Genomic DNA, 21,333 nt, shown 5'->3' on the forward strand with positions numbered 1-21,333 from the left:
CGGCTTTCTGCGGTGTTTCATGGTATAATTTTGTCATGAAAAACGTTGCCGAAGCAGCCCTGCAAGACGCTCCTGTCGCTCTCAAAAACTGGGCTGTGCTGGCGATGCAGCAGCTCGACGAAAAGAGTAACAAAGTACAACAGTTAAGCGATCAACTGTCACTGCGCGACCAGCAGCTCAAACACGCCGACCTCAAAATCCAGGCCCTGACCTTCGAACTCGCCTACTACAAGCGCATTCGCTTTACCAACAAGAGTGAACAATTCTCCTTGGAGCAGCGCGAGTTGTTCGAGGAAAGCTGGAATACCGACACCAGTGCGCTGGAAGCCGAAGTGGAACAGGTGGCATCTACCCGGCAACCCAAGCGCGAACGCGCCGGTCGCCAGCCGTTGCCGAATCATCTCCCGCGTATCGAGCATCGCCATGAACCAGAATCGTGCACCTGCGGCCAGTGCGGCAAGGATCTGGTCAAGATCGGCGAAGACATCAGCGAGCAACTGGATGTCGAGCCCGCCCGCTTCTTCGTGCATCGCCACATTCGTCCGCAGTATGCTTGCCGTGCTTGTGAGACCGTCAGTGCGGCGCCGATTCCGCCGGCGGTCATCGACGGCGGCATGGCGGCGCCGGGCTTGCTCACCTGGGTGATGGTCAGCAAATTCATGGATCACCTGCCTCTCTACCGGCTGGAGCAGATCGCGGCCCGCAGTGGGGTTACCCTGTCACGCTCCACCTTGGCCGAATGGGTAGGTCGCATTGGCGTGGCACTCCAGCCGCTGGCCGACCGGCTGGCCGAGAGACTCCGCCAGCGCACCGTCCTGCACGCCGACGAGACCCCGGTGCAGCAACTCGACCCCGGACGGGGAAAAACGCTACGCGCCTTCCTCTGGGCCTACCGAAGTTGCGATCTCGAACAGGGAGACCCCCTCGTCCTCTTCGACTACCAGGCCGACCGGCGCGGCAAACATGCCAGGAACTTCCTGCAAGGCTGGAAGGGTGCCCTTATGGTCGATGATTATGCCGGCTACAAAGGCCTGTTCGCCCACGCCGTGGTGGAACTGGCGTGCCTGGCCCATGCGCGGCGGAAATTCTACGATCTGCATGCCGCCCATCAGAGCCCGATTGCGGCCGAGGCATTGAAGCGCATTGCCGGACTCTACGCCATCGAAGATCAGGGCAAGACCCTGGGCATCGAAGATCGTCATGCATTACGCCAGCAACACGCCAAGCCGAAGCTGGACGAATTCCATGCCTGGCTCCAGCGCACACGGCTCACCACCGCCACGGGTAGCGGCACCGCCAAGGCCATCGACTACAGCCTCAAACGCTGGGATGCAATCAAGCGCTACCTCGGGGATGGCCGTTACCCCATCGATAACAACCCGGTGGAAAATGCTATCCGTCCTATTGCGCTTGGTAAAAAGAATTGGCTGTTCACCGGCAGTGAACGCGCGGGCCGCCGCGCCGCCGCCATCCAGAGCCTGTTCGCAACGGCGAAACTCAACGGCATCGAGCCGGCTGCCTGGCTGAAGGATACGCTGGAGAAACTGCCGACCTGGCCTAACAGCCGCATTGATGATCTGCTGCCATTGCGGTCTGTACAGACATCAGGCTGAGTTGTATAGATGGGGCGGCTGGACGCTTACGCACAATATTCCCTCTGCGTCAGATCACTTCGACGCCAGGCTTCAAGATGCTCTCGCCAGAATTCCTGCCCATGCCTCTTCGCCATCTGGAGTCCCTCCGAAAAAGCAGCAAGAGTGCACGGGCTTCGCGGAAAACTACAGGTGGGACGGCTGGCCGCTTACAAATCAGGAGGCAAGCCTGGGGTTGGTCGAGCGCCACTCTCGCTATACATGCAAAAAAAAACCGGGCATCGCCCGGTTTTCTAAAATAATAAAGGTTAGTAAAACCAACTATTCAGCACTAACGGGTTTGGTCTCCGTCCCAGACTGAGGGCGATCAACAAGCTCAACAATAGCCATTGGTGCTTTATCGCCTGGTCGAAATCCACATTTAAGAATTCGCAGATAACCGCCGGGACGGGCTTTATAACGAGGACCAACTTCGTTGAACAACTTACTTACCATGTCACGATCACGTATCCGGGCAAACGCAAGTCGCCTTTTTGAAACATTATCGACTTTTGCCAAGGTAATAAGTGGCTCTGCCACACGACGAAGCTCCTTGGCTTTAGGTAGCGTGGTTTTTATGATCTCATGACGAATCAGAGATATCGTCATATTCCTGAGCATAGCCTTGCGATGACTACTATCCCGACTGAGTTGACGCCCAATATTGCGATGACGCATTTTTTAAACTTCCTTAACCAATTGACCGGCCCCCTTTAAGGAGCAGGCGCTAAAAGTGTTTTGAAACTTCAGAAAACTGGAAACAGCAGGGGAAAGACGAAATAAATATTTTTATCCCGCTACCAGATTCAGGCTGATGCCTTTTCTTTTCTCTGGAGTCCCGCCGGGGGCCAATTCTCTAGGCACATACCCAAAGACAGGCCATGAGAAGCCAAAACATCCTTAATTTCAGTCAAAGACTTCTTACCTAAATTAGGGGTTTTCAACAACTCAACCTCAGTACGCTGAATCAAATCACCGATGTAATAGATGTTTTCAGCCTTCAAGCAATTCGCAGAACGGACCGTTAACTCAAGGTCATCGACAGGTCGAAGCAAGATCGGGTCGACCTCCATTTCTTTGATCGCCGTCTGCGCCTCTTCTTTGCCCTTCAACTCCACGAAAACAGAAAGTTGCTCCTGCAAGATAGTGGCTGCGCGACGAATAGCTTCCTCAGGATCAATCGTACCGTTCGTTTCAATATCTATAACCAACTTATCCAAGTCGGTGCGCTGCTCAACGCGCGCGCTCTCTACCACATAAGAAACTCTGCGCACGGGGCTGAACGATGCATCCAACTGTAATCTGCCAATTGAATTACCGGCATCTTCAGTATTCAGACGGCTTAGCGCGGGCTGATATCCACGTCCCCGCGAGATGCACAGGGTCATAGCCAATTCAGTGGGCTTAGTAAGATTCGCGATCACATGGTTAGGGTTCACTATTTCGATGTCATGAGGCAATTCAATATCTTTTGCCAACACAACGCCAGGACCTTTCTTTCTCAGATTGACCCACGCCTCATCGCGACCATGCATGCGTATAGCCAAACCCTTCAGGTTCAACAAAATATCAATAATATCTTCCTGAACACCCTCGAGGCTGGTGTATTCGTGCAGAACGCCCTCAATCTCGGCCTCGACGACTGCACAACCGGGCATAGATGACAATAAAATACGGCGTAACGCATTCCCTAAAGTGTGACCAAACCCGCGCTCAAGCGGCTCCAATGTAACCTTGGCGTGCATCCCGCTGACCACATGCACATCAACCAGACGCGGCTTCAGAAATTCGAACACCGAACCCTGCATGAAAAATCCTCTCTTACGTTAAGCGTGACGTACTTTTTGTACCCACAAGCCATCCAAAAATCACAAGATTCGATTACTTGGAATAAAGCTCCACAACAAGGTTTTCATTTATATCAGAAGGCAAATCGCTGCGCTCCGGAATTGCCTTGAAGATGCCCTGCATTTTCTCAACATCCACATCGACCCAGCCTGCGAAACCGCGCTGCTGAGCAAAAGTCATGGCAGCCTGCACACGCAACTGTTTTTTAGAGCCTTCAGTAACAGCCACTAAATCATTTGGATTGATTAAATAGCTGGGGATATTTACCTTTCTTCCATTAACTGTAATCCCATTGTGACGCACCAGCTGTCTCGCTTCACTGCGAGAAGCCGCAAAGCCCATGCGATACACGACATTATCCAAGCGCCTTTCAAGAAGCTGCAACAAAAGCTCGCCAGTCGACCCCTTTCGTCGGTCAGCCTGCTTGTAACATCCACGGAATTGCCCCTCAAGGACACCATAAATACGGCGAAGTTTTTGCTTGGCACGAAGCTGCCCGGCATAATCGGTAAGGCGTGGCTTTTTCTGACCATGCTGACCAGGAGGAGAATTACGCTTCTCAATCGCGCATTTCGCGGTATAACACTTCTCACCCTTCAGAAAGAGCTTTACACCCTCACGACGGCACAAGCGGCATTTTGATCCTGTGTATTTAGCCACAGCTACTCTCCAATTTTAAACACGACGCTTCTTCGGCGGCCGGCAACCATTGTGCGGGATCGGAGTAACGTCAGTAATACTATTTATTTTAAAACCTGCAGCATGCAGCGCACGTACCGCAGACTCCCGGCCAGGCCCAGGGCCTTTTACGAGAACGTCTAAGTTCTTCATTCCAAACTCTTGAACAATAGATCCCGCTTTCTCTGCAGCAACCTGAGCCGCAAAAGGTGTACTCTTACGAGAACCACGGAATCCCGAGCTACCTGAGGTCGCCCAAGACAAGGCGTTTCCCTGGCGGTCGGTAATAGTTATAATTGTGTTATTAAAAGAAGCGTAGACATGCGCTACGCCGTCGACCACATTCTTTTTTACACGCTTGCGCGTACGCGTGCTGACTTTTGCCATATCCGGTTCCTAGCTCTGTTGAATTATTTGCGTATCGCTTTGCGCGGACCCTTTCGAGTCCTCGCATTGGTACGAGTACGCTGACCACGGGCAGGCAGTCCACGGCGATGACGCAGCCCGCGATAGCTACCGAGATCCATCAAGCGCTTAATGCTCATGGAGACTTCGCGACGAAGGTCGCCTTCAACTTTTAACTTGGAAACCTCTGAACGCAACGCTTCGATCTCGGCCTCGGAAAGCTCCTTGACTTTAGCGTTAGGCTTCACTCCCGCCGCGTCACAAATATAGCGCGCCCGAGTCGGGCCAACACCATAAATAGCTGTGAGCGCAATGACAGCGTGCTTCTGCACAGGTATATTTACACCGGCAATACGGGCCATTCGTCCTCCTGCTAATACTACCCGGTAAAACGGATTATTATACTTATCTACGAACAGAAAATCAAGGATTGACTTCCCTCGCAGATCTCAAAAAACTTACTATACTCAGCCTTGTCGCTGTTTGTGCCGTGTATCGGCGCAAATAATACGCACGACACCTTTGCGACGTACTACCTTACAGTTACGGCACAACTTTTTTACGGAAGCACGAACCTTCATGACCATTCTCCACAAAACACACTAAAGTTACTGGATGCGTATCGATAAATAACCACTCTTTACGCATACCAAGTACCCGAAAAGCCTCAAAAAAAACACCTGTAATTATCTGACGAAAAATGTCAGGTAAAGTGAAGTCTTAAAAACTTTCTCAGCGTAATAGACCCGACCCACCATACCCCTTTAGATTTGCTTTCTTCAGCAAGCCCTCATATTGATGAGACATTAAATGGGCTTGCAACTGGGTCATGAAATCCATAACCACGACCACAATAATCAAAAGTGAGGTGCCTCCAAAGTAGAAGGGGACATTCCACGAAACAATCAGAAACTCAGGTAACAAGCAAATCACTGTTAGATACAGCGCCCCAGCAACCGCTAAGCGAGTCATCACCGTATCAATATAGCGCGCAGTCTGCTCCCCAGGGCGGACACCAGGAATAAAAGCTCCCGATTTTTTTAAATTATCAGCCGTATCTTTGGGATTAAAAACCAACGCAGTGTAAAAAAAACAAAAGAAAATAATCGCGGCCGCATACAAGATAACGTAAATAGGCTGCCCCGGCGATAATACAGTCGACAAGTCACGTAACCAATCCATTCCTTCTCCTTGGCCAACCATACCCGCTATTGTGCCCGGGAAAAGGATGATGCTAGAAGCAAAAATTGGCGGTATAACACCGGCCATATTAACCTTCATTGGCAAATGACTCGTCTGGGCCGCGTAAACTTTACGGCCCTGTTGACGTTTAGCGTAATTTACCGTTATCCGACGCTGACCGCGCTCTATAAAAATGACAGCTGCGGTAACGACTATTGCCATAACAAAAAGAACTAACACTGTCAGAGCGTGCATTTCGCCCGTGCGGGCCAACTCCAGCGTGCCACCAATTGCGGCAGGCAAGCCAGCTGCAATACCGGCAAAGATTATCATGGAAATACCATTGCCAATACCACGCTCCGTGATTTGCTCGCCCAACCACATGAGAAAGAGTGTGCCTGCAACAAGCGTCAAAACCGCAATGAAAATAAAGCCGTATCCCGGCTCAATAACAACACTGATACCACCGACCTGTTGCTTCTGCAACGCGATTGCAACCCCACCCGCCTGACCAGCAGCCAAAACAGCCGTGAGATAGCGGGTGTATTGAGTAATCTTGCGGCGCCCGGCCTCCCCCTCTTTTTTCAGCTGCTCAAGGGTAGGCCATACAACCGCCAGCAGCTGTAAAATAATGGACGCAGAGATATAAGGCATAATGCCCAGCGCGAACACAGTGAACCGCGAAAGTGCACCGCCAGAGAACATGTTAAACATGTCAATAATAGTTCCCCGCTGTTGTTCAAACAGCGTGGCGAGAGCATGCGGGTCTATCCCCGGCACAGGAATATATGCACCGACTCGGAACACTATTAACGCACCAACAAGAAAAAGCAGGCGCTGCTTTAATTCAGCAAACTTACCTGCGCCACCCATGCTGGCGGGCGATGTCATACGAGGAACTGCCACTTAATCCTCGACCTTACCGCCAGCCGCCTCGATCGCCGCACGCGCACCTTTTGTCGCGGCAACGCCACGCAAGGTAACAGCTATCTCAATCGTTCCCGAGAGTATTACCTTGGCGCGATCCGCCGATTGATGCACAACGTTTGCACGCTTCAGCGCTTCAAGATCAACATTGCCGCCAATTTTAACCAACTCTGACAAAGTAACTTCAGCTGCCTTATCGGCATTCAAAGAGGCAAAACCGAATTTCGGCAGGCGGCGCTGAAGTGGCATCTGACCACCCTCAAACCCAACTTTATGATATCCACCGGCACGAGCAGATTGACCTTTGTGGCCACGACCGCAGGTCTTTCCCAACCCTGAACCAATGCCGCGCCCAACACGCTTTGCATCTTTTTTCTCGCCGACAGCGGGCTTAATAGTATTCAGCCGCATTATCCGATCTCCTCAGTCTTAACCATGTAAGAGACTTTGTTAATCATACCTCGTACACACGCCGTATCTTCGAGCTCCACACTGTGCTGTATACGTCGAAGCCCCAAACCCAACAGGCAAGCTTTATGGTTAGGTAATTTCCCATTGCTGCTACGCACCAGCGTTACTTTCAACTTTTTAGTTACTGTCGACATGAGCTTTATCCCGTCACCTCATCTACCGTCTTGCCGCGCTTCGCAGCAACAGACTCGGCATCAGCCATCCCGGTGAGGCCACGTATCGTAGCGCGGACAACATTTATTGGATTACTCGACCCAATACACTTGGCCAGAACATTCTGCACGCCAAGCACTTCAAATACTGCGCGCATAGCCCCGCCGGCAATAATTCCGGTACCTTCCGACGCCGGTTGCATATGCACCTTTGACGCGCCAAAGCGAACGGTTACAGGATATTGCAAGGTATTCCCATTCAGACGTATGGTGCACATATTTCTACGTGCATCCTCCATTGCTTTCTGGATAGCGGCGGGCACTTCACGTGCCTTACCTCGGCCGAATCCAACCTTGCCCTGGCCATCACCGACAACCGTCAATGCCGAAAAACCAAACTGACGACCGCCTTTTACTACTTTGGCTACACGCCTAACAGCGATCAGTTTTTCCTGAAACCCATCACCATTCTGAGGCACATCATAATTCGCCATGACCTGATTCCTTAAAATTCGAGACCTTGCTCACGAGCGGCATCAGCCAACGCTTTGACGCGCCCATGATACCTAAACCCGGAGCGATCAAAAGCGATCTTCGTAACGCCAGCAGCCAACGCTCGCTCTGCCACGGTCTTACCCACAATGCTCGCGGCCTCAACGTTGCCTGTACCTTTAACTGCATTTCGCACTTGCTCATCCAAAGTAGAGGCGCAAGCTACGACCTCGGACCCACTGGGTGCAATCACCTGCGCATATATGTGCCTAGGCGTACGATGAATGCACAACCGGTAAACACCCAACTCTCTTATTTTAGCGCGGGCTCGTTGAGCACGGCGCAGACGTGACAGCTTTTTATCCACGAAACTCACCTTTACTTCTTCTTGGCTTCTTTACGAACAATCACTTCGTCCGAGTACTTAACACCTTTACCCTTGTAAGGTTCCGGTGGACGGTAGGCACGAATTTTGGCTGCTATCAAACCAACCAGATTCTTGTCGATACCTTTAACCAGGACCTCAGTCTGACTTGGGGTTTCAATCGTAATCCCAGCGGGCGCAGAAAAGCTGATCGGGTGCGAATATCCCAACGTCAAATTAAGCGCCGAACCCTGTACCTGCGCACGATAACCTACTCCTACCAGCTCCAGCTTCTTCTGAAAACCGGTACTGACACCAATTACCATATTATTGATAAGCGCACGAGCAGTACCCGCCATGGCATTGGAGAATGTATTCGTGTCGCGCGGGGCGAAAGTGAGAACATTACCCTCTTGACGAATTTCAACAACATCAGGCACATCAAACGACAACGAGCCTTTGCTGCCTTTTACAGTGACAGATTGACCGCTAAGGGTCACATCAACACCACCAGGAATAGTAACGGGTTTTTTTGCAACTCTCGACATTACTGCACACCCACCTTATGAGATAACACAAAGGACTTCACCGCCATGCCCTGCAGCACGCGCTGCGCGATCCGTCATCACGCCCTTCGAAGTCGATACGATGCTAATACCTAAACCACCCATAACCTTGGGAAGTTCATCCTTGCCACGATAAGCGCGCAAGCCGGGTCGGCTAATACGCCGTATCTGCTCGATCACCGGCCTGCCTTCATAATATTTCAGATCAATCACAAGCAGCGGTTTGCCATCCTGATCCTGAACAGAAAAGGCATTGATGTAACCTTCATCTTTTAGCACCTGGGCAATAGCCTGCTTCTGTTTCGACATGGGCATGCTTACAACCGCTTTGGAGGCTCCCAATGCGTTACGAATACGGGTCAGCATATCTGCTATAGGATCAGTCATACTCATAATTCAATTCCACATTACAATTAAAATTCCGCATTCGCGAAATCGGGGCATTTACCAACTGGCCTTAACCAACCCAGGAACATCCCCACGCATCGCAGCCTCGCGTAACTTATTCCGCGCCAAACCAAACTTACGGTAAAAACCGCGAGGGCGGCCGCTAATTTGACAGCGGTTACGGATACGACAAGGACTGGCATCGCGCGGCAAGGCGTGAAACTTACGCTGAGCCTCATCACGTTCCACAGGAGTAAGGTTCAAATCAACAATCATCGCTTTCAGCTGAAGCCGGTGTGCTGCATATTTTTGAACAGTACGCGCGCGCTTAACTTCGCGATTAATCATGCACAATTTCGCCATAAATCTTCCTTACTTCCTGAAAGGGAAACTAAAGGCGGCCAACAAGGCGCGGCCTTCGTCATCGTTCTTGGCTGTAGTCGTAATTATCACATCCAACCCGCGCAAGGCATCTATCTTATCGTATTCGATCTCAGGAAAAATAATCTGCTCGCGCACACCCATGCTGTAGTTTCCGCGCCCATCGAAAGACTTTGGGCTAATTCCGCGAAAATCACGAATACGCGGCATGGCGATATTGATTAACCGATCAAGAAACTCATACATGCGATGGCGGCGCAGAGTAACCTTACAGCCAACAGGCCAGCCTTCACGGACTTTAAAGCCAGCAACCGACTTACGCGCAAGCGTAATCACGGGCTTTTGTCCGGCAATTTTCATCATGTCAGCGACTGCATTTTCAATGACTTTTTTATCGCCGACAGCCTCACCTACCCCCATATTCAGGGTGATTTTGGTAATCTGAGGCACCTCCATGACACTCTTATAGTTATACTGCTGCATAAGCTGCTTAACTACAGTGTCACGATAGTATTCTTGGAGTCTTGCCATTCTATTTTTCCGAACTTAGACGTCAACTATTTCATTGTTGGACTTAAAGTAACGCACTTTACGCCCATCTTCCAGCACTCTAAAACCAATCCTGTCAGCCTTTTTTGTTACAGGATTGAACAGTGCAACATTAGAGACATGAATGGACATTTCTTTTTCAGAAATGCCTCCAGACAGCCCACGCGCAGGATTAGGCTTGACATGCCGCTTTACCATGTTGACGTTTTCCACGACAACGCGGTCATTAATCAAAACGCGCAACACACCGCCACGCTTTCCCTTGTCTTTACCGGTGAGGACTACTACGTCATCACCTTTACGAATTTTTCGCATCTTTCAGTATTCCTACCGTTTTACCGAATCACAACACTTCAGGAGCTAAAGAAACAATTTTCATGAATTTCTCTGTACGCAACTCACGTGTCACTGGCCCGAATATTCGGGTACCGATAGGCTGGAGCTGATTATTCAGCAACACCGCCGCATTGCCGTCAAAACGGATCAATGAACCATCAGGACGACGTACTCCTTTCCGAGTCCGAACAACCACAGCGTTGTATACTTCACCCTTCTTAACCTTGCTGCGCGGCATAGCATCTTTGACGCTTACTTTGATAACGTCACCGATATTGGCATAGCGGCGATGCGAGCCACCGAGTACTTTGATACACATCAACTCGCGCGCGCCACTATTGTCCGCCGCCTCAAGCGCTGTCTGCATTTGGATCATTGATTATCCCCAATCTACCATTCGAGCCTGAATTAACCCGCTCGTTCAATAACTTTGACTAAGCGCCAAGACTTGGTTTTAGACAGCGGACGGCACTGCTGTATCACAACCAAATCACCTTCATTACATTCATTATTTTCATCATGAGCGTGCAGCTTTGTAGAACGCTTAATGTACTTTTGGTACAAAGGATGCCGTACATTCCGCTCTATCAATACCGTGATGGACTTGTTCATCTTATTGCTGACAACACGTCCGCTCATCGCATGAGATATTTTCACTTCTTCGCTCATGACACCTTACCTGCTTTCTCATTCAGTATGGTTTTAATACGTGCAACATTCTTACGCGCTGCATTCAACTGGTGGGGCTTGGATAACTGCCCCGAACCTCTTTGCATACGCAAGTTGAATTGCTCACGCATAACATTTAAAAGCTCTTGCTTCAGCTCAGCACTGCTTTTGCTTCTTAGATCTTTTGCTTCCATCACATCACCGTCCGAACTGTAAAGGTTGTCTGCACGGGCAGCTTGGCAGCGGCCAGTTTAAATGCCTCGCGTGCCACCTCCTCCGTGACTCCTTCCATTTCATACAACATCCGGCCCGGCTGAATTTGGGCGACCCAATATTCAACATTACCCTTACCACTGCCCATACGCACCTCAAGAGGCTTTTTGGTAATGGGCTTGTCCGGAAAAATGCGTATCCAAACTTTACCGCCACGTTTCACATAACGGGTCATGGCACGACGCGCAGCTTCAATCTGACGCGCAGTTATTTGCCCACGACCAACAGCTTTGAGTCCAAACTCACCAAAGCTGACTTTATTGCCCGTCGTCGCCAAGCCGCGGTTGCGGCCTTTGTGCTGCTTGCGATATTTGGTTTTTTTAGGCTGAAGCATAACCGTACATCCTCATTAGTTGGCGGCGGCCTTTTCAGGGGCTACGGCATCGGTCTTTTCTCCCTTGCCGAAAACTTCACCCTTGAAAATCCAAACCTTAATACCAATCACACCCGATGGGGTATGCGCTTCAGCAACACCGTAGTCAATGTCTGCGCGCAAAGTGTGGAGTGGTACTCGTCCCTCACGATACCATTCGGTACGCGCTATTTCAGCGCCACCCAAACGGCCGGCAACCTTGATCTTGATACCCAAGCCACCCAAGCGCATGGTATTGGTAACTGCTCGTTTCATGGCGCGACGGAACATGATACGGCGTTCCAGCTGCTGAGCGACACTTTCTGCGACCAAAGTGGCGTCTAGCTCAGGCTTACGAATTTCCTCGATGTTGATGTGAACCATGTTCACATGAACTTTCATCATCGTGGCAACTTCCTTGCGCAAGGACTCAATATCCTCACCCTTTTTGCCAATAACAATGCCAGGGCGCGCCGTATGAATCGTAATACGCGCATTACGCGCGGGACGCTCAATCTGTATTCTGCTCACGGAAGCTTGAGCAAGTTTCTTTTTTAAAAATGCGCGCACGCGCAAATCCGTGTTGAGATACTCGGGATAGTGCTTGGAGTCAGCGTACCACTTAGACGTCCAATCCTTAACTATGCCAAGACGAATCCCTGTGGGATGTACTTTCTGGCCCATGACTAGCTCTCTCTATTTTGCTGCCACAGTCACTGTAATGTGACTGGTACGCTTAAGAATACGATTGCCGCGACCCTTGGCACGTGCGTGCATGCGCTTTTGTGTCGGACCTTCATCCACGCAAATCTTACACACCTTAAGTTCGTCAACATCGGCACCGTCGTTGTGCTCTGCATTGGCAATCGCCGATTCTAGCACCTTTTTAAGTATTACGGCTGCTTTTTTTGGACTAAATGTCAGCAACTGCAAGGCGCGATCAACTGGCAGACCACGGATCTGATCGGCAACCAGCCGGCCCTTTTGGGCCGAAAGGCGCGCATATTTCAACTTTGCAACAGTTTCCATTCCTAACCCCGTCACTTCGTCTTCCGGTCACCGGAATGACCTTTAAATGTACGCGTCGCCGCAAACTCACCCAGCTTATGCCCAACCATGTTCTCGGACACGAGCACTGGAATATGTTGCTTGCCATTATGCACAGCGATAGTCATACCCACCATATTAGGAATCACCATCGAACGTCTCGACCATGTTTTGATCGGCCGTTTGCTGTTGGTGGCAATAGCTGCCTCCACCTTATGAATAAGGTGGGAGTCAATGAATGGACCCTTTTTAATTGAACGTGGCACGCTTCAATCCTCTTAACTTCACTTACGACGGCGTACAATCATGCCGACGGTACGCTTATTACTGCGCGTCTTATAACCCTTAGTCGGGGTACCCCAAGGCGAAACAGGATGACGACCACCCGAAGTTCTACCTTCTCCACCACCATGCGGATGATCCACTGGATTCATAGCTACGCCGCGCACTGTGGGACGAACCCCGCGCCACCGCGAAGCACCCGCCTTGCCCAGAGAGCGCAGATTATGCTCACCATTGCTCACTTCGCCAATGGTAGCTTTGCAATCCACATGAATCTTGCGTATCTCACCCGAGCGCAAACGTAAAGTTGCATAACCACTTTCACGCGCAACCAACTGAACCCCCGTCCCCGCGCTACGCGCAACTTGCGCGCCCTTGCCAGGCTTCAGCTCGATACAATGCACCGTGCTACCCACCGGAATGCTGCGCAGAGGCAGACAGTTACCGATCTTAATGGGTGCATCGGCACCGGAAACCAGCGTCTCTCCTGCCTTGACACCTTTTGGGGCGATAATGTAACGGCGCTCACCGTCCGCATACAGCATCAAGGCGATATTGGCGCTACGGTTGGGATCGTATTCAATACGCTCTACCTTCGCCGGTATGCCATCTTTATTGCGCTTAAAATCAATGATGCGGTAATGCTGCTTATGACCGCCGCCCTGGTGGCGCACAGTAATACGCCCCTGGTTATTACGCCCGGCGCTTTTGGATTGTTTCTCCAATAACGGGGCGTAGGGGTCACCCTTGTACAAATCCGGGTTCACCATCTTTACAACAAAGCGGCGCCCCGCAGAGGTAGGCTTTTCTTTAATTAATGCCATTACTAAGATCCTTTATACGCTGATCGCCCGTTTACTGCGGCCCCATGAAACTAATATCATGACCGGGTTTTAACGTGACATACGCCTTCTTCCAGTTGGAACGACGACCTTGCATGCGGCCAGCGCGCTTCACTTTACCTTTCACGTTACACACGCGAACTGCGGAAACCTGCACGCTGAACATTAACTCAACAGCACCCTTAATTTCAGGCTTGGTAGCATCGCTCGCAACCTTGAACACGAACTGCCTGTTGCTTTCCGCCGTGCGCGTGCTTTTTTCCGAGACATGGGGCGCCAAAAGTAAGCCTATTAAACGCTCCTGATTCATCCCAGCGCCTCCTCAAATTGCCTAACAGCACCAACCGTCATTAAAATACTTCCAAAACCGACCAGACTTACTGGATCAACACTCTTGGCATCAACCACATCAACACGATAGACATTACGTGCTGCCAAATAAAGATTCTCGTCGGCGTTTTCCGTAACAATGAGCACGTCGCTCAAATCCATCCCCTTCAACTTGAGCAGTAATTCGCTGGTTTTAGGGGCGGAGACGGAGAAATTTTCGACTACAATGAGCCGGTTTTGCCTGATTAGTTCAGACAAAATGGCCTGTATCGCGCCGCGATACATCTTTTTGTTAACCTTTTGCGAATAATCAGCAGGCACAGCGGCAAAAACCTTACCACCTTTACGCCAAAGCGGGCTTCGTGTGGTACCGGCGCGGGCGCGGCCCGTACCTTTCTGGCGCCACGGCTTGGCTCCGCCGCCGCTGACCTGTGCGCGGGTTTTCTGTGCATGGGTACCAGCACGGGCGCCTGCAAGGTATGCAGTTACCACCTGATGCACCAGCGCTTCGCTATACGGGCGATTGAAAGTGGTATCAGATACCTCTATCACCCCCGCAGGGACACCGGCTTTAAGACTTTGCAGTTGTAATTCCATAACCTTTCCTTCACGCACGCGCTTTAACGGCAGGACGAACGATAACATCGCCACCCTTGGCACCTGGCACAGCACCTTTCACTAACAACAAACCACGTTCGCTATCAACACGCACTACTTCAAGGTTCTGAACGCAGCAACGCTCATTACCCATATGCCCGGCCATCTTCTTGCCCTTGAACACGCGGCCAGGTGTCTGACGCTGCCCAATAGAGCCAGGGGACCGATGGGAGAGCGAGTTACCGTGAGTAGCATCACCCATGGTGAAGTTATAACGGCGGATTGTACCAGTAAAACCTTTACCTATGCTGGTGCCGACCACATCAATTTTTTGTCCCGGCTGGAATACATCAACTTTCAGCTCAGCACCGACATCAATGCCTTCACCTTCATTTCCATCAAGACGGAACTCCCAGAGACTGCGTCCGGCGCCGACACCGGCCTTGGCATAGTGACCCGCCATAGGCTTGGTGACACGGGACGCGCGGCGCGTGCCCACTGCTACCTGCAGACTACGGTAACCATCGGTCTCCAAGGTTTTCACCTGGGTCACGCGATTGGATTCAACTTCTATCACGGTGACAGGCACGGATACACCATCTTCGGTGAACACCCGGGTCATTCCGCACTTACGACCGATTAATCCGATTGCCATCTTTAAAACCCTATTCTTAAAATAGCAGGCTCTCGCCAACTCTTCACGCGGAAGGTTGGCTAGAGAAGCGCTTTTTATGTCAACTTGATCTGTACATCCACGCCAGCGGCCAAGTCCAGCTTCATCAGAGCATCGACCGTCTTATCCGTTGGATCCACGATGTCCATCAAACGTTTGTGAGTACGAATCTCGTATTGGTCACGGGCATCCTTATCGACATGAGGAGAGATAAGGATGGTAAAACGCTCTATCTTGGTCGGCAGCGGAATCGGACCTTTTACCTGAGCGCCCGTGCGCTTAGCAGTCTCGGCTATTTCGCGCGCCGACTGATCAATCAGCCGATGGTCAAAAGCCTTCAAACGGATGCGTATTCTCTGATTAGCCATTGATTTACTCGATCACCTTAGTTACAACACCGGCGCCGACAGTACGGCCACCCTCACGAATCGCAAAACGCAATCCTTCGTCCATAGCAATCGGGGCAATCAGGCTCACCGTGACACGCACGTTGTCACCCGGCATCACCATCTCGATCCCCTCCGGCAGATCCACCGAACCGGTAACGTCGGTGGTGCGGAAGTAAAACTGCGGACGGTAGCCATTGAAGAACGGGGTGTGACGTCCACCTTCGTCCTTGGACAAGACGTACACTTCGGCTTCGAACTTGGTGTGCGGCTTGATTGAACCCGGCTTGCACAGTACCTGTCCGCGCTCGACGTCTTCGCGCTTGGTGCCGCGCAACAGGACGCCGACGTTGTCACCGGCACGGCCTTCGTCCAGCAGCTTGCGGAACATTTCCACGCCGGTGCAGGTGGTCTTGACGGTGGGCTTCAAGCCGACGATTTCCACTTCTTCGCCAACTTTGACAATGCCCTTTTCAACACGGCCCGTCACGACGGTGCCACGGCCAGAGATCGAGAACACGTCTTCGATCGGCAACAGGAAAGGCTTGTCAATCGGGCGTTCGGGCAAGGGAATGTACGAATCCATCGCTTCGAGCAGCTTGATCACCGCAGGTACGCCGATATCGCTCTGGTCGCCTTCGAGCGCCTTGAGGGCGGAACCAGTGATGATCGGGGTGTCGTCGCCGGGGAATTTGTATTTATCCAGCAGCTCGCGCACTTCCATTTCCACCAGCTCCAGGAGCTCGGGATCGTCCACCATGTCGGCCTTGTTCAGGAATACGACGATGTAGGGCACGCCGACCTGGCGGGCCAGCAGGATGTGCTCGCGGGTCTGCGGCATGGGGCCGTCAGCAGCGGAGACGACGAGGATTGCGCCGTCCATCTGGGCTGCGCCGGTGATCATGTTCTTTACATAGTCGGCATGGCCGGGGCAGTCTACGTGCGCATAGTGACGAGCGTCGGATTCGTACTCGACGTGCGCGGTGGCTATGGTGATGCCGCGTGCGCGCTCTTCGGGCGCCGAGTCAATCTGGTCATAGGCTTTGAATTCACCGCCATGACGCTCCGCCATCACTTTCGTCAACGCTGCCGTCAACGTGGTCTTGCCATGATCTACGTGACCAATCGTGCCTACGTTAACATGCGGCTTGGTACGCTCAAACTTTCCCTTGGACACGGTTCATTACCTCTCAAATTAATTACAATTTCTTAGGCCGATGCTTTCTTAATCACGGCTTCAGCGATACTCGCCGGGACTTCATTATACTTGGCAAACTCCATCGCATAGGTCGCCCGACCCTGCGTAGCGGAGCGCAAATCGGTAGCGTAACCAAACATCTCTGACAATGGGACTTCGGCATGCACGAGCTTACCGGATGGCGAATCATCCATGCCCAGAACGATACCCCGGCGGCGATTCAAATCGCCCATGACATCACCCATATAATCTTCAGGGGTGACCACTTCAACTTTCATGATCGGCTCGAGCAACACGGGACTCGCCTTGCGGGCACCCTCTTTGAAACCCATTGAACCAGCGATCTTAAACGCCATTTCATTGGAATCCACGTCGTGATAAGAACCATCGAACAGGGTAACCTTGACATCGACAACGGGATACCCGCCGATGACGCCGTTCTTCATCTGTTCCTGAATACCCTTATCGACAGGGGCGATATATTCGCGCGGTACCGTACCACCAACGATCGCATTGACGAACTCATAGCCCGCACCCGGCTCACGCGGCTCAATGCGCAACCAGACGTGTCCGTACTGACCGCGCCCACCGGACTGACGCACGAACTTGCCTTCCTGCTCAACGCTCTTGCGGATCGTTTCACGGTACGCAACCTGCGGCGCGCCAACATTGGCCTCAACCTTGAACTCGCGTTTCATGCGGTCCACGATGATTTCCAGATGGAGCTCACCCATCCCGGAAATGATAGTCTGACCAGTCTCTTCATCGGTATGAACACGGAAGGAGGGATCTTCGCCGGCAAGCTTGGAAAGCGCAATGCCCATCTTTTCCTGATCGGCCTTGGTTTTTGGCTCCAGCGCCTGGGAAATCACCGGCTCAGGGAATATCATCCGCTCCAGAATGATAACATTTTTCAGGTCGGACAGGGTATCGCCGGTGGTAACATCCTTCAGACCGACGGCGGCTGCGATATCGCCAGCATGCACTTCCTTGATCTCATCGCGGTGATTGGCGTGCATTTGCAGCAGACGGCCAATACGCTCTTTTCTGTCCTTGATAGGGTTGTACACCGTATCACCGGAACTCAACACACCCGAATATACGCGGAAAAAGGTCAGCGTTCCCACGAAGGGATCGGTAGCGATCTTGAACGCCAGCGCAGAGAACGGTTCGGAATCGGACGGATGGCGCTCCGTCTCGGAACCGGCAGCATCATCACGCAGCCCCTTGACTGCTTCTACGTCAGTAGGTGCAGGCAAGTATTCGATCACGGCATCCAACATCGCCTGGACACCCTTGTTTTTGAAGGCGGAACCGCACAATACGGGGACAACTTCATTCCTCAGGGTTCTGGCGCGCACGCCCTTCTTGATCTCTTCAATAGAAAGATCGCCACCCTCAAGATACTTTTCCATCAATGTTTCATCAGCTTCGGCGGCGGCCTCAATAAGCTTCTCGCGCCACTCCTCACAGGATGCCAGCATCTCGGAGGGAATCTCACCTTCCTTGAAGCTCATGCCCATGTTGGCCTCATCCCAATGGATGGCCTTCATCTTGACGAGATCAACCACGCCTTCAAAGCGCTCTTCTGCTCCGATGGGAAGTTGCATGACTACGGGATTTGCGCCTAGGCGCTTCTTGATCTGCTCGACAACACGCAAAAAGTTGGCGCCGGCACGGTCCATCTTGTTGACAAAAGCAACACGCGGCACACGATATTTGTTGGCTTGACGCCATACGGTTTCAGACTGCGGCTCCACCCCGCCCACGGCGCAGAAAAGGGCGCAGGCGCCGTCCAGCACGCGCAGCGAACGCTCCACTTCGATAGTGAAGTCCACGTGACCGGGGGTATCAATGATGTTGATACGATGCGGCGGGAACTGACCAGCCATACCCTTCCAGTAACAGGTGGTGGCGGCGGAGGTGATGGTAATGCCACGCTCCTGCTCCTGCTCCATCCAGTCCATGGTGGCGGCACCGTCATGCACCTCACCAATCTTGTGAGAGACACCGGTGTAATACAGAACACGCTCGGTGGTCGTCGTTTTACCGGCATCAATGTGGGCCATGATGCCAATATTACGGTAACACTCAATAGGGGTTGTACGGGCCACGACTCAACAATCCTTCAATTATACAGCCATCAAACAAATGAAACCTTTCATGCTTACCAACGGTAATGCGCGAATGCCTTATTAGCTTCCGCCATGCGGTGCGTATCTTCGCGCTTCTTCACTGCGGTGCCGCGACTCTCGTAGGCATCCATGATTTCAGCAGCCAAACGCAAGCCCATGGATTTTTCGCCGCGCTTCCGCGCAGAATCCACCAGCCAGCGCATCGCCAAAGCATTGCGACGCAAGGGGCGCACCTCAACCGGAACCTGGTAGGTGGCACCGCCTACACGGCGGGACTTCACTTCGACCAGCGGGCGGACATTATCGAGTGCCTGACTGAATACGTCCAGCGCATCGCCACGGCCTTTTTTGGCCAACTGATCAAGCGCGCCATAAACAATCTTCTCGGCGACAGACTTCTTGCCGCTTTCCATGATCACGTTAATAAACTTGGCCAGCGTTTCGCTTCCGTACTTTGGATCAGCGATTACAACCCGCTTGACAGCTACTTTTCTTCTCGACATCGCTTCACCTGCATTCGATTCTGGTGTTTACGAAAATTAATCTTCCAGCCCGCAAAGATTACGACTTGGGACGCTTCGCCCCATATTTGGAACGGCCCTGACGGCGGGCACTTACACCGGAGGTGTCAAGACTGCCGCGCACCGTATGGTAGCGAACACCTGGCAGATCCTTCACGCGACCGCCACGGATCAGAACCACGGAGTGCTCTTGCAGGTTGTGACCTTCCCCGCCGATGTAGCTGCTCACCTCCATGCCATTGGTGAGACGGACACGCGCCACTTTGCGCATCGCGGAATTCGGCTTCTTAGGCGTGGTTGTGTAAACACGCGTGCATACACCGCGCTTTTGCGGGCTTTCACCCAGCGCAGGCACATTGCTTTTGACCTTTTGCTGCACCCGAGGTTTGCGCACCAACTGATTAACTGTTGCCATTAGCTTACTAACTCCCGCACAAAACAGACACAAACGAACATCCCTACGCGCCACTTAAAAACGGCGACAACTAACGCGGAATGCCCAAGAATTTACAACGACAGCCCGGAGGTTCTGCAACGGCCCATCAAAGAAGCGGAGATTTTAGGGAGTCGACGCCCATATGTCAAGCAAGATTCCATGACAAAACCATGCTTATACGCAAAATCCTGAGCGGGACGGCCTAAAAGCCGGGGGCTTCCCTCTAAAATCTCTCGCCTGCGCCATTCTCTAGCTATTCTTGCGCAGACTAATAAACAGCACTCCTGCCAGTACCAGCGCCGCTCCTGCCATCTGAATGACCGACAAAGACTCACCCAAAAACAGATAAGCCAGAAAAATGGTGGCGACGGGGCCTATTGAGCCGATTATGGATGTCTTGTCCGCGCCAATCCTGCGCATACCTTCGGCGAGCAGCAGCGCGGGCAATACCGTTGAAAATAGCGCCATGGCAAGCGCCATTCCATATACCGGCAGTGGTTGAATCAGCGCCGCTGGCGCGTTCACCATTCCAAAGTGCAGGACGACGGCAGCACAGGAGACCGTCAACGCATAGCCGGTAAAGCGCGCCGGACCAAGCTTGGCGATCACTTGACCACTACCGACCAGATATATGGCATAGGTCAAGGTGCTGGCAAAAACGAGACTTGCCCCGATTACGACATTCCGCTGGCCCAGGCTGGCATCGCTTGCAAACACCAGCGCAATGCCGACGTAACTGAGAGCCAGCGCAACGACTACACCGCCGGTAATGCGCCGCGCCAGGAACAGCGCCGACAATATTACAACCATCGTCGGATAAAGAAACAGAATCAGGCGTTCCAGGCTGGCCGGAATGTAGGCAAGGCCCAAAAAATCGAGCAGGCTGGACAGGTAGTAGCCCAACAGCCCAAGCGACACGACAGACAGCCAGTCCCGGGCCGTAAGGTTAACGGCACCGGCATTGCGCGCCGACCACACGGCGATTGCGATAAAAAACGGCAGGGAAAACAACATGCGCAATGCCAGCAAGGTGACGGCATCGACGGAATAACCGTAGGCCAGCTTGACCAATATCGCCTTGCCGGAAAAACCAACGGCGGCGAGAAGGGCGTAAACAGCGCCCAATACGGCACGCCTGTTATTTATTGAGTGTAATGATGGGGGCGCCACACAAGATCCTTAATGTTGGGCGGCGGATCTTGCAGCGAAAACGGAAGACACGA

The 21,333-nt window shown here is 52.2% G+C and carries 34 protein-coding genes; 1 reads left to right on the forward strand and 33 read right to left on the reverse strand.

What is annotated here, in order from left to right; genetic code table 11:
- The first annotated feature begins 104 nt into the window (after positions 1 to 104).
- Positions 105 to 1,613 carry an IS66 family transposase gene (locus M3A44_14130; GenBank protein ID MEQ6342743.1) on the forward strand — a complete coding sequence of 503 codons (1,509 nt, stop codon included), beginning with the start codon at positions 105 to 107 and terminating at the stop codon, positions 1,611 to 1,613.
- Between the two features lie 300 nt (positions 1,614 to 1,913).
- On the opposite strand, the gene rplQ is transcribed toward M3A44_14130, so the two are convergent.
- From rplQ to M3A44_14295, 33 genes are all read right to left on the reverse strand, one after another.
- Entirely contained in the window at positions 1,914 to 2,309 is a 396-nt protein-coding gene (gene rplQ, locus M3A44_14135; GenBank protein ID MEQ6342744.1) for a 50S ribosomal protein L17, read from the reverse strand.
- 128 nt (positions 2,310 to 2,437) lie between these two features.
- On the reverse strand, positions 2,438 to 3,439 hold the full coding sequence (rpoA, locus tag M3A44_14140) for a DNA-directed RNA polymerase subunit alpha (protein MEQ6342745.1): 1,002 nt from the start codon (positions 3,437 to 3,439) through the stop codon (positions 2,438 to 2,440).
- Positions 3,440 to 3,512: 73 nt separating this feature from the next.
- Positions 3,513 to 4,139 (reverse strand): 30S ribosomal protein S4, encoded by a 627-nt coding sequence (gene rpsD, locus M3A44_14145; protein MEQ6342746.1) that lies wholly within the window; start codon positions 4,137 to 4,139, stop codon positions 3,513 to 3,515.
- A 15-nt stretch (positions 4,140 to 4,154) separates the two neighbouring features.
- The gene (gene rpsK / locus M3A44_14150) at positions 4,155 to 4,544 is read right to left on the reverse strand and encodes a 30S ribosomal protein S11 (protein MEQ6342747.1); all 390 of its coding nucleotides are present in this window, start codon (positions 4,542 to 4,544) and stop codon (positions 4,155 to 4,157) included.
- Between the two features lie 23 nt (positions 4,545 to 4,567).
- Complete coding sequence (gene rpsM, locus M3A44_14155; GenBank protein ID MEQ6342748.1) at positions 4,568 to 4,924, reverse strand: 30S ribosomal protein S13; 357 nt, start codon at positions 4,922 to 4,924, stop codon at positions 4,568 to 4,570.
- Between the two features lie 105 nt (positions 4,925 to 5,029).
- The gene (gene rpmJ, locus M3A44_14160) at positions 5,030 to 5,143 is read right to left on the reverse strand and encodes a 50S ribosomal protein L36 (GenBank protein MEQ6342749.1); all 114 of its coding nucleotides are present in this window, start codon (positions 5,141 to 5,143) and stop codon (positions 5,030 to 5,032) included.
- A gap of 151 nt (positions 5,144 to 5,294) precedes the next feature.
- Positions 5,295 to 6,635 (reverse strand): preprotein translocase subunit SecY, encoded by a 1,341-nt coding sequence (gene secY, locus M3A44_14165; GenBank protein ID MEQ6342750.1) that lies wholly within the window; start codon positions 6,633 to 6,635, stop codon positions 5,295 to 5,297.
- A gap of 15 nt (positions 6,636 to 6,650) precedes the next feature.
- The gene (rplO, locus tag M3A44_14170; protein ID MEQ6342751.1) at positions 6,651 to 7,082 is read right to left on the reverse strand and encodes a 50S ribosomal protein L15; all 432 of its coding nucleotides are present in this window, start codon (positions 7,080 to 7,082) and stop codon (positions 6,651 to 6,653) included.
- Entirely contained in the window at positions 7,082 to 7,276 is a 195-nt protein-coding gene (gene rpmD, locus M3A44_14175) for a 50S ribosomal protein L30 (GenBank protein MEQ6342752.1), read from the reverse strand. Before rpmD ends, rplO begins: the two co-directional genes overlap by 1 nt.
- 5 nt (positions 7,277 to 7,281) lie before the next feature.
- A complete protein-coding gene (gene rpsE, locus M3A44_14180; protein ID MEQ6342753.1) occupies positions 7,282 to 7,788 on the reverse strand; it encodes a 30S ribosomal protein S5 in 507 nt (168 codons plus the stop codon).
- 11 nt (positions 7,789 to 7,799) lie between these two features.
- Positions 7,800 to 8,153, reverse strand: a complete 354-nt coding sequence (gene rplR, locus M3A44_14185) for a 50S ribosomal protein L18 (protein MEQ6342754.1) — start codon at positions 8,151 to 8,153, stop codon at positions 7,800 to 7,802.
- Between the two features lie 11 nt (positions 8,154 to 8,164).
- A complete protein-coding gene (gene rplF / locus M3A44_14190; protein ID MEQ6342755.1) occupies positions 8,165 to 8,698 on the reverse strand; it encodes a 50S ribosomal protein L6 in 534 nt (177 codons plus the stop codon).
- Positions 8,699 to 8,713: 15 nt separating this feature from the next.
- Positions 8,714 to 9,109, reverse strand: coding sequence for a 30S ribosomal protein S8 (gene rpsH, locus M3A44_14195; protein ID MEQ6342756.1), 396 nt, complete (start codon positions 9,107 to 9,109; stop codon positions 8,714 to 8,716).
- Positions 9,110 to 9,160: 51 nt separating this feature from the next.
- The gene (rpsN, locus tag M3A44_14200; GenBank protein MEQ6342757.1) at positions 9,161 to 9,466 is read right to left on the reverse strand and encodes a 30S ribosomal protein S14; all 306 of its coding nucleotides are present in this window, start codon (positions 9,464 to 9,466) and stop codon (positions 9,161 to 9,163) included.
- Between the two features lie 9 nt (positions 9,467 to 9,475).
- Positions 9,476 to 10,015 (reverse strand): 50S ribosomal protein L5, encoded by a 540-nt coding sequence (rplE, locus tag M3A44_14205; protein ID MEQ6342758.1) that lies wholly within the window; start codon positions 10,013 to 10,015, stop codon positions 9,476 to 9,478.
- A 15-nt stretch (positions 10,016 to 10,030) separates the two neighbouring features.
- A complete protein-coding gene (rplX, locus tag M3A44_14210; GenBank protein MEQ6342759.1) occupies positions 10,031 to 10,348 on the reverse strand; it encodes a 50S ribosomal protein L24 in 318 nt (105 codons plus the stop codon).
- A gap of 28 nt (positions 10,349 to 10,376) precedes the next feature.
- Positions 10,377 to 10,745 (reverse strand): 50S ribosomal protein L14, encoded by a 369-nt coding sequence (gene rplN / locus M3A44_14215; GenBank protein ID MEQ6342760.1) that lies wholly within the window; start codon positions 10,743 to 10,745, stop codon positions 10,377 to 10,379.
- Between the two features lie 32 nt (positions 10,746 to 10,777).
- Positions 10,778 to 11,038 (reverse strand): 30S ribosomal protein S17, encoded by a 261-nt coding sequence (gene rpsQ / locus M3A44_14220; GenBank protein ID MEQ6342761.1) that lies wholly within the window; start codon positions 11,036 to 11,038, stop codon positions 10,778 to 10,780.
- Positions 11,035 to 11,232: a 50S ribosomal protein L29 gene (gene rpmC, locus M3A44_14225; protein MEQ6342762.1), complete on the reverse strand. Its 198-nt coding sequence runs from the start codon at positions 11,230 to 11,232 to the stop codon at positions 11,035 to 11,037. Before rpmC ends, rpsQ begins: the two co-directional genes overlap by 4 nt.
- Complete coding sequence (gene rplP / locus M3A44_14230) at positions 11,232 to 11,645, reverse strand: 50S ribosomal protein L16 (GenBank protein ID MEQ6342763.1); 414 nt, start codon at positions 11,643 to 11,645, stop codon at positions 11,232 to 11,234. Before rplP ends, rpmC begins: the two co-directional genes overlap by 1 nt.
- A gap of 15 nt (positions 11,646 to 11,660) precedes the next feature.
- Entirely contained in the window at positions 11,661 to 12,347 is a 687-nt protein-coding gene (gene rpsC, locus M3A44_14235) for a 30S ribosomal protein S3 (protein ID MEQ6342764.1), read from the reverse strand.
- A gap of 12 nt (positions 12,348 to 12,359) precedes the next feature.
- The gene (rplV, locus tag M3A44_14240; protein MEQ6342765.1) at positions 12,360 to 12,692 is read right to left on the reverse strand and encodes a 50S ribosomal protein L22; all 333 of its coding nucleotides are present in this window, start codon (positions 12,690 to 12,692) and stop codon (positions 12,360 to 12,362) included.
- A gap of 11 nt (positions 12,693 to 12,703) precedes the next feature.
- Complete coding sequence (gene rpsS / locus M3A44_14245; protein MEQ6342766.1) at positions 12,704 to 12,976, reverse strand: 30S ribosomal protein S19; 273 nt, start codon at positions 12,974 to 12,976, stop codon at positions 12,704 to 12,706.
- A gap of 18 nt (positions 12,977 to 12,994) precedes the next feature.
- Positions 12,995 to 13,816 carry a 50S ribosomal protein L2 gene (gene rplB / locus M3A44_14250; protein MEQ6342767.1) on the reverse strand — a complete coding sequence of 274 codons (822 nt, stop codon included), beginning with the start codon at positions 13,814 to 13,816 and terminating at the stop codon, positions 12,995 to 12,997.
- A 31-nt stretch (positions 13,817 to 13,847) separates the two neighbouring features.
- Positions 13,848 to 14,144 (reverse strand): 50S ribosomal protein L23, encoded by a 297-nt coding sequence (gene rplW, locus M3A44_14255; protein ID MEQ6342768.1) that lies wholly within the window; start codon positions 14,142 to 14,144, stop codon positions 13,848 to 13,850.
- Positions 14,141 to 14,761, reverse strand: a complete 621-nt coding sequence (rplD, locus tag M3A44_14260; GenBank protein ID MEQ6342769.1) for a 50S ribosomal protein L4 — start codon at positions 14,759 to 14,761, stop codon at positions 14,141 to 14,143. Before rplD ends, rplW begins: the two co-directional genes overlap by 4 nt.
- 10 nt (positions 14,762 to 14,771) lie before the next feature.
- A complete protein-coding gene (gene rplC, locus M3A44_14265) occupies positions 14,772 to 15,416 on the reverse strand; it encodes a 50S ribosomal protein L3 (protein MEQ6342770.1) in 645 nt (214 codons plus the stop codon).
- 74 nt (positions 15,417 to 15,490) lie between these two features.
- Positions 15,491 to 15,802 carry a 30S ribosomal protein S10 gene (gene rpsJ / locus M3A44_14270; protein ID MEQ6342771.1) on the reverse strand — a complete coding sequence of 104 codons (312 nt, stop codon included), beginning with the start codon at positions 15,800 to 15,802 and terminating at the stop codon, positions 15,491 to 15,493.
- A 4-nt stretch (positions 15,803 to 15,806) separates the two neighbouring features.
- Positions 15,807 to 16,997 (reverse strand): elongation factor Tu, encoded by a 1,191-nt coding sequence (gene tuf / locus M3A44_14275; protein ID MEQ6342772.1) that lies wholly within the window; start codon positions 16,995 to 16,997, stop codon positions 15,807 to 15,809.
- Between the two features lie 32 nt (positions 16,998 to 17,029).
- Positions 17,030 to 19,132, reverse strand: coding sequence for an elongation factor G (gene fusA / locus M3A44_14280; GenBank protein ID MEQ6342773.1), 2,103 nt, complete (start codon positions 19,130 to 19,132; stop codon positions 17,030 to 17,032).
- 53 nt (positions 19,133 to 19,185) lie between these two features.
- Complete coding sequence (gene rpsG, locus M3A44_14285; GenBank protein ID MEQ6342774.1) at positions 19,186 to 19,656, reverse strand: 30S ribosomal protein S7; 471 nt, start codon at positions 19,654 to 19,656, stop codon at positions 19,186 to 19,188.
- Positions 19,657 to 19,714: 58 nt separating this feature from the next.
- Positions 19,715 to 20,089, reverse strand: coding sequence for a 30S ribosomal protein S12 (gene rpsL, locus M3A44_14290; protein ID MEQ6342775.1), 375 nt, complete (start codon positions 20,087 to 20,089; stop codon positions 19,715 to 19,717).
- A gap of 270 nt (positions 20,090 to 20,359) precedes the next feature.
- Positions 20,360 to 21,235 carry a DMT family transporter gene (locus M3A44_14295; protein MEQ6342776.1) on the reverse strand — a complete coding sequence of 292 codons (876 nt, stop codon included), beginning with the start codon at positions 21,233 to 21,235 and terminating at the stop codon, positions 20,360 to 20,362.
- Between the last annotated feature and the right edge of the window lie 98 nt (positions 21,236 to 21,333).

The organism is Gammaproteobacteria bacterium (genome assembly GCA_040183005.1).
Classification (GTDB): Bacteria; Pseudomonadota; Gammaproteobacteria.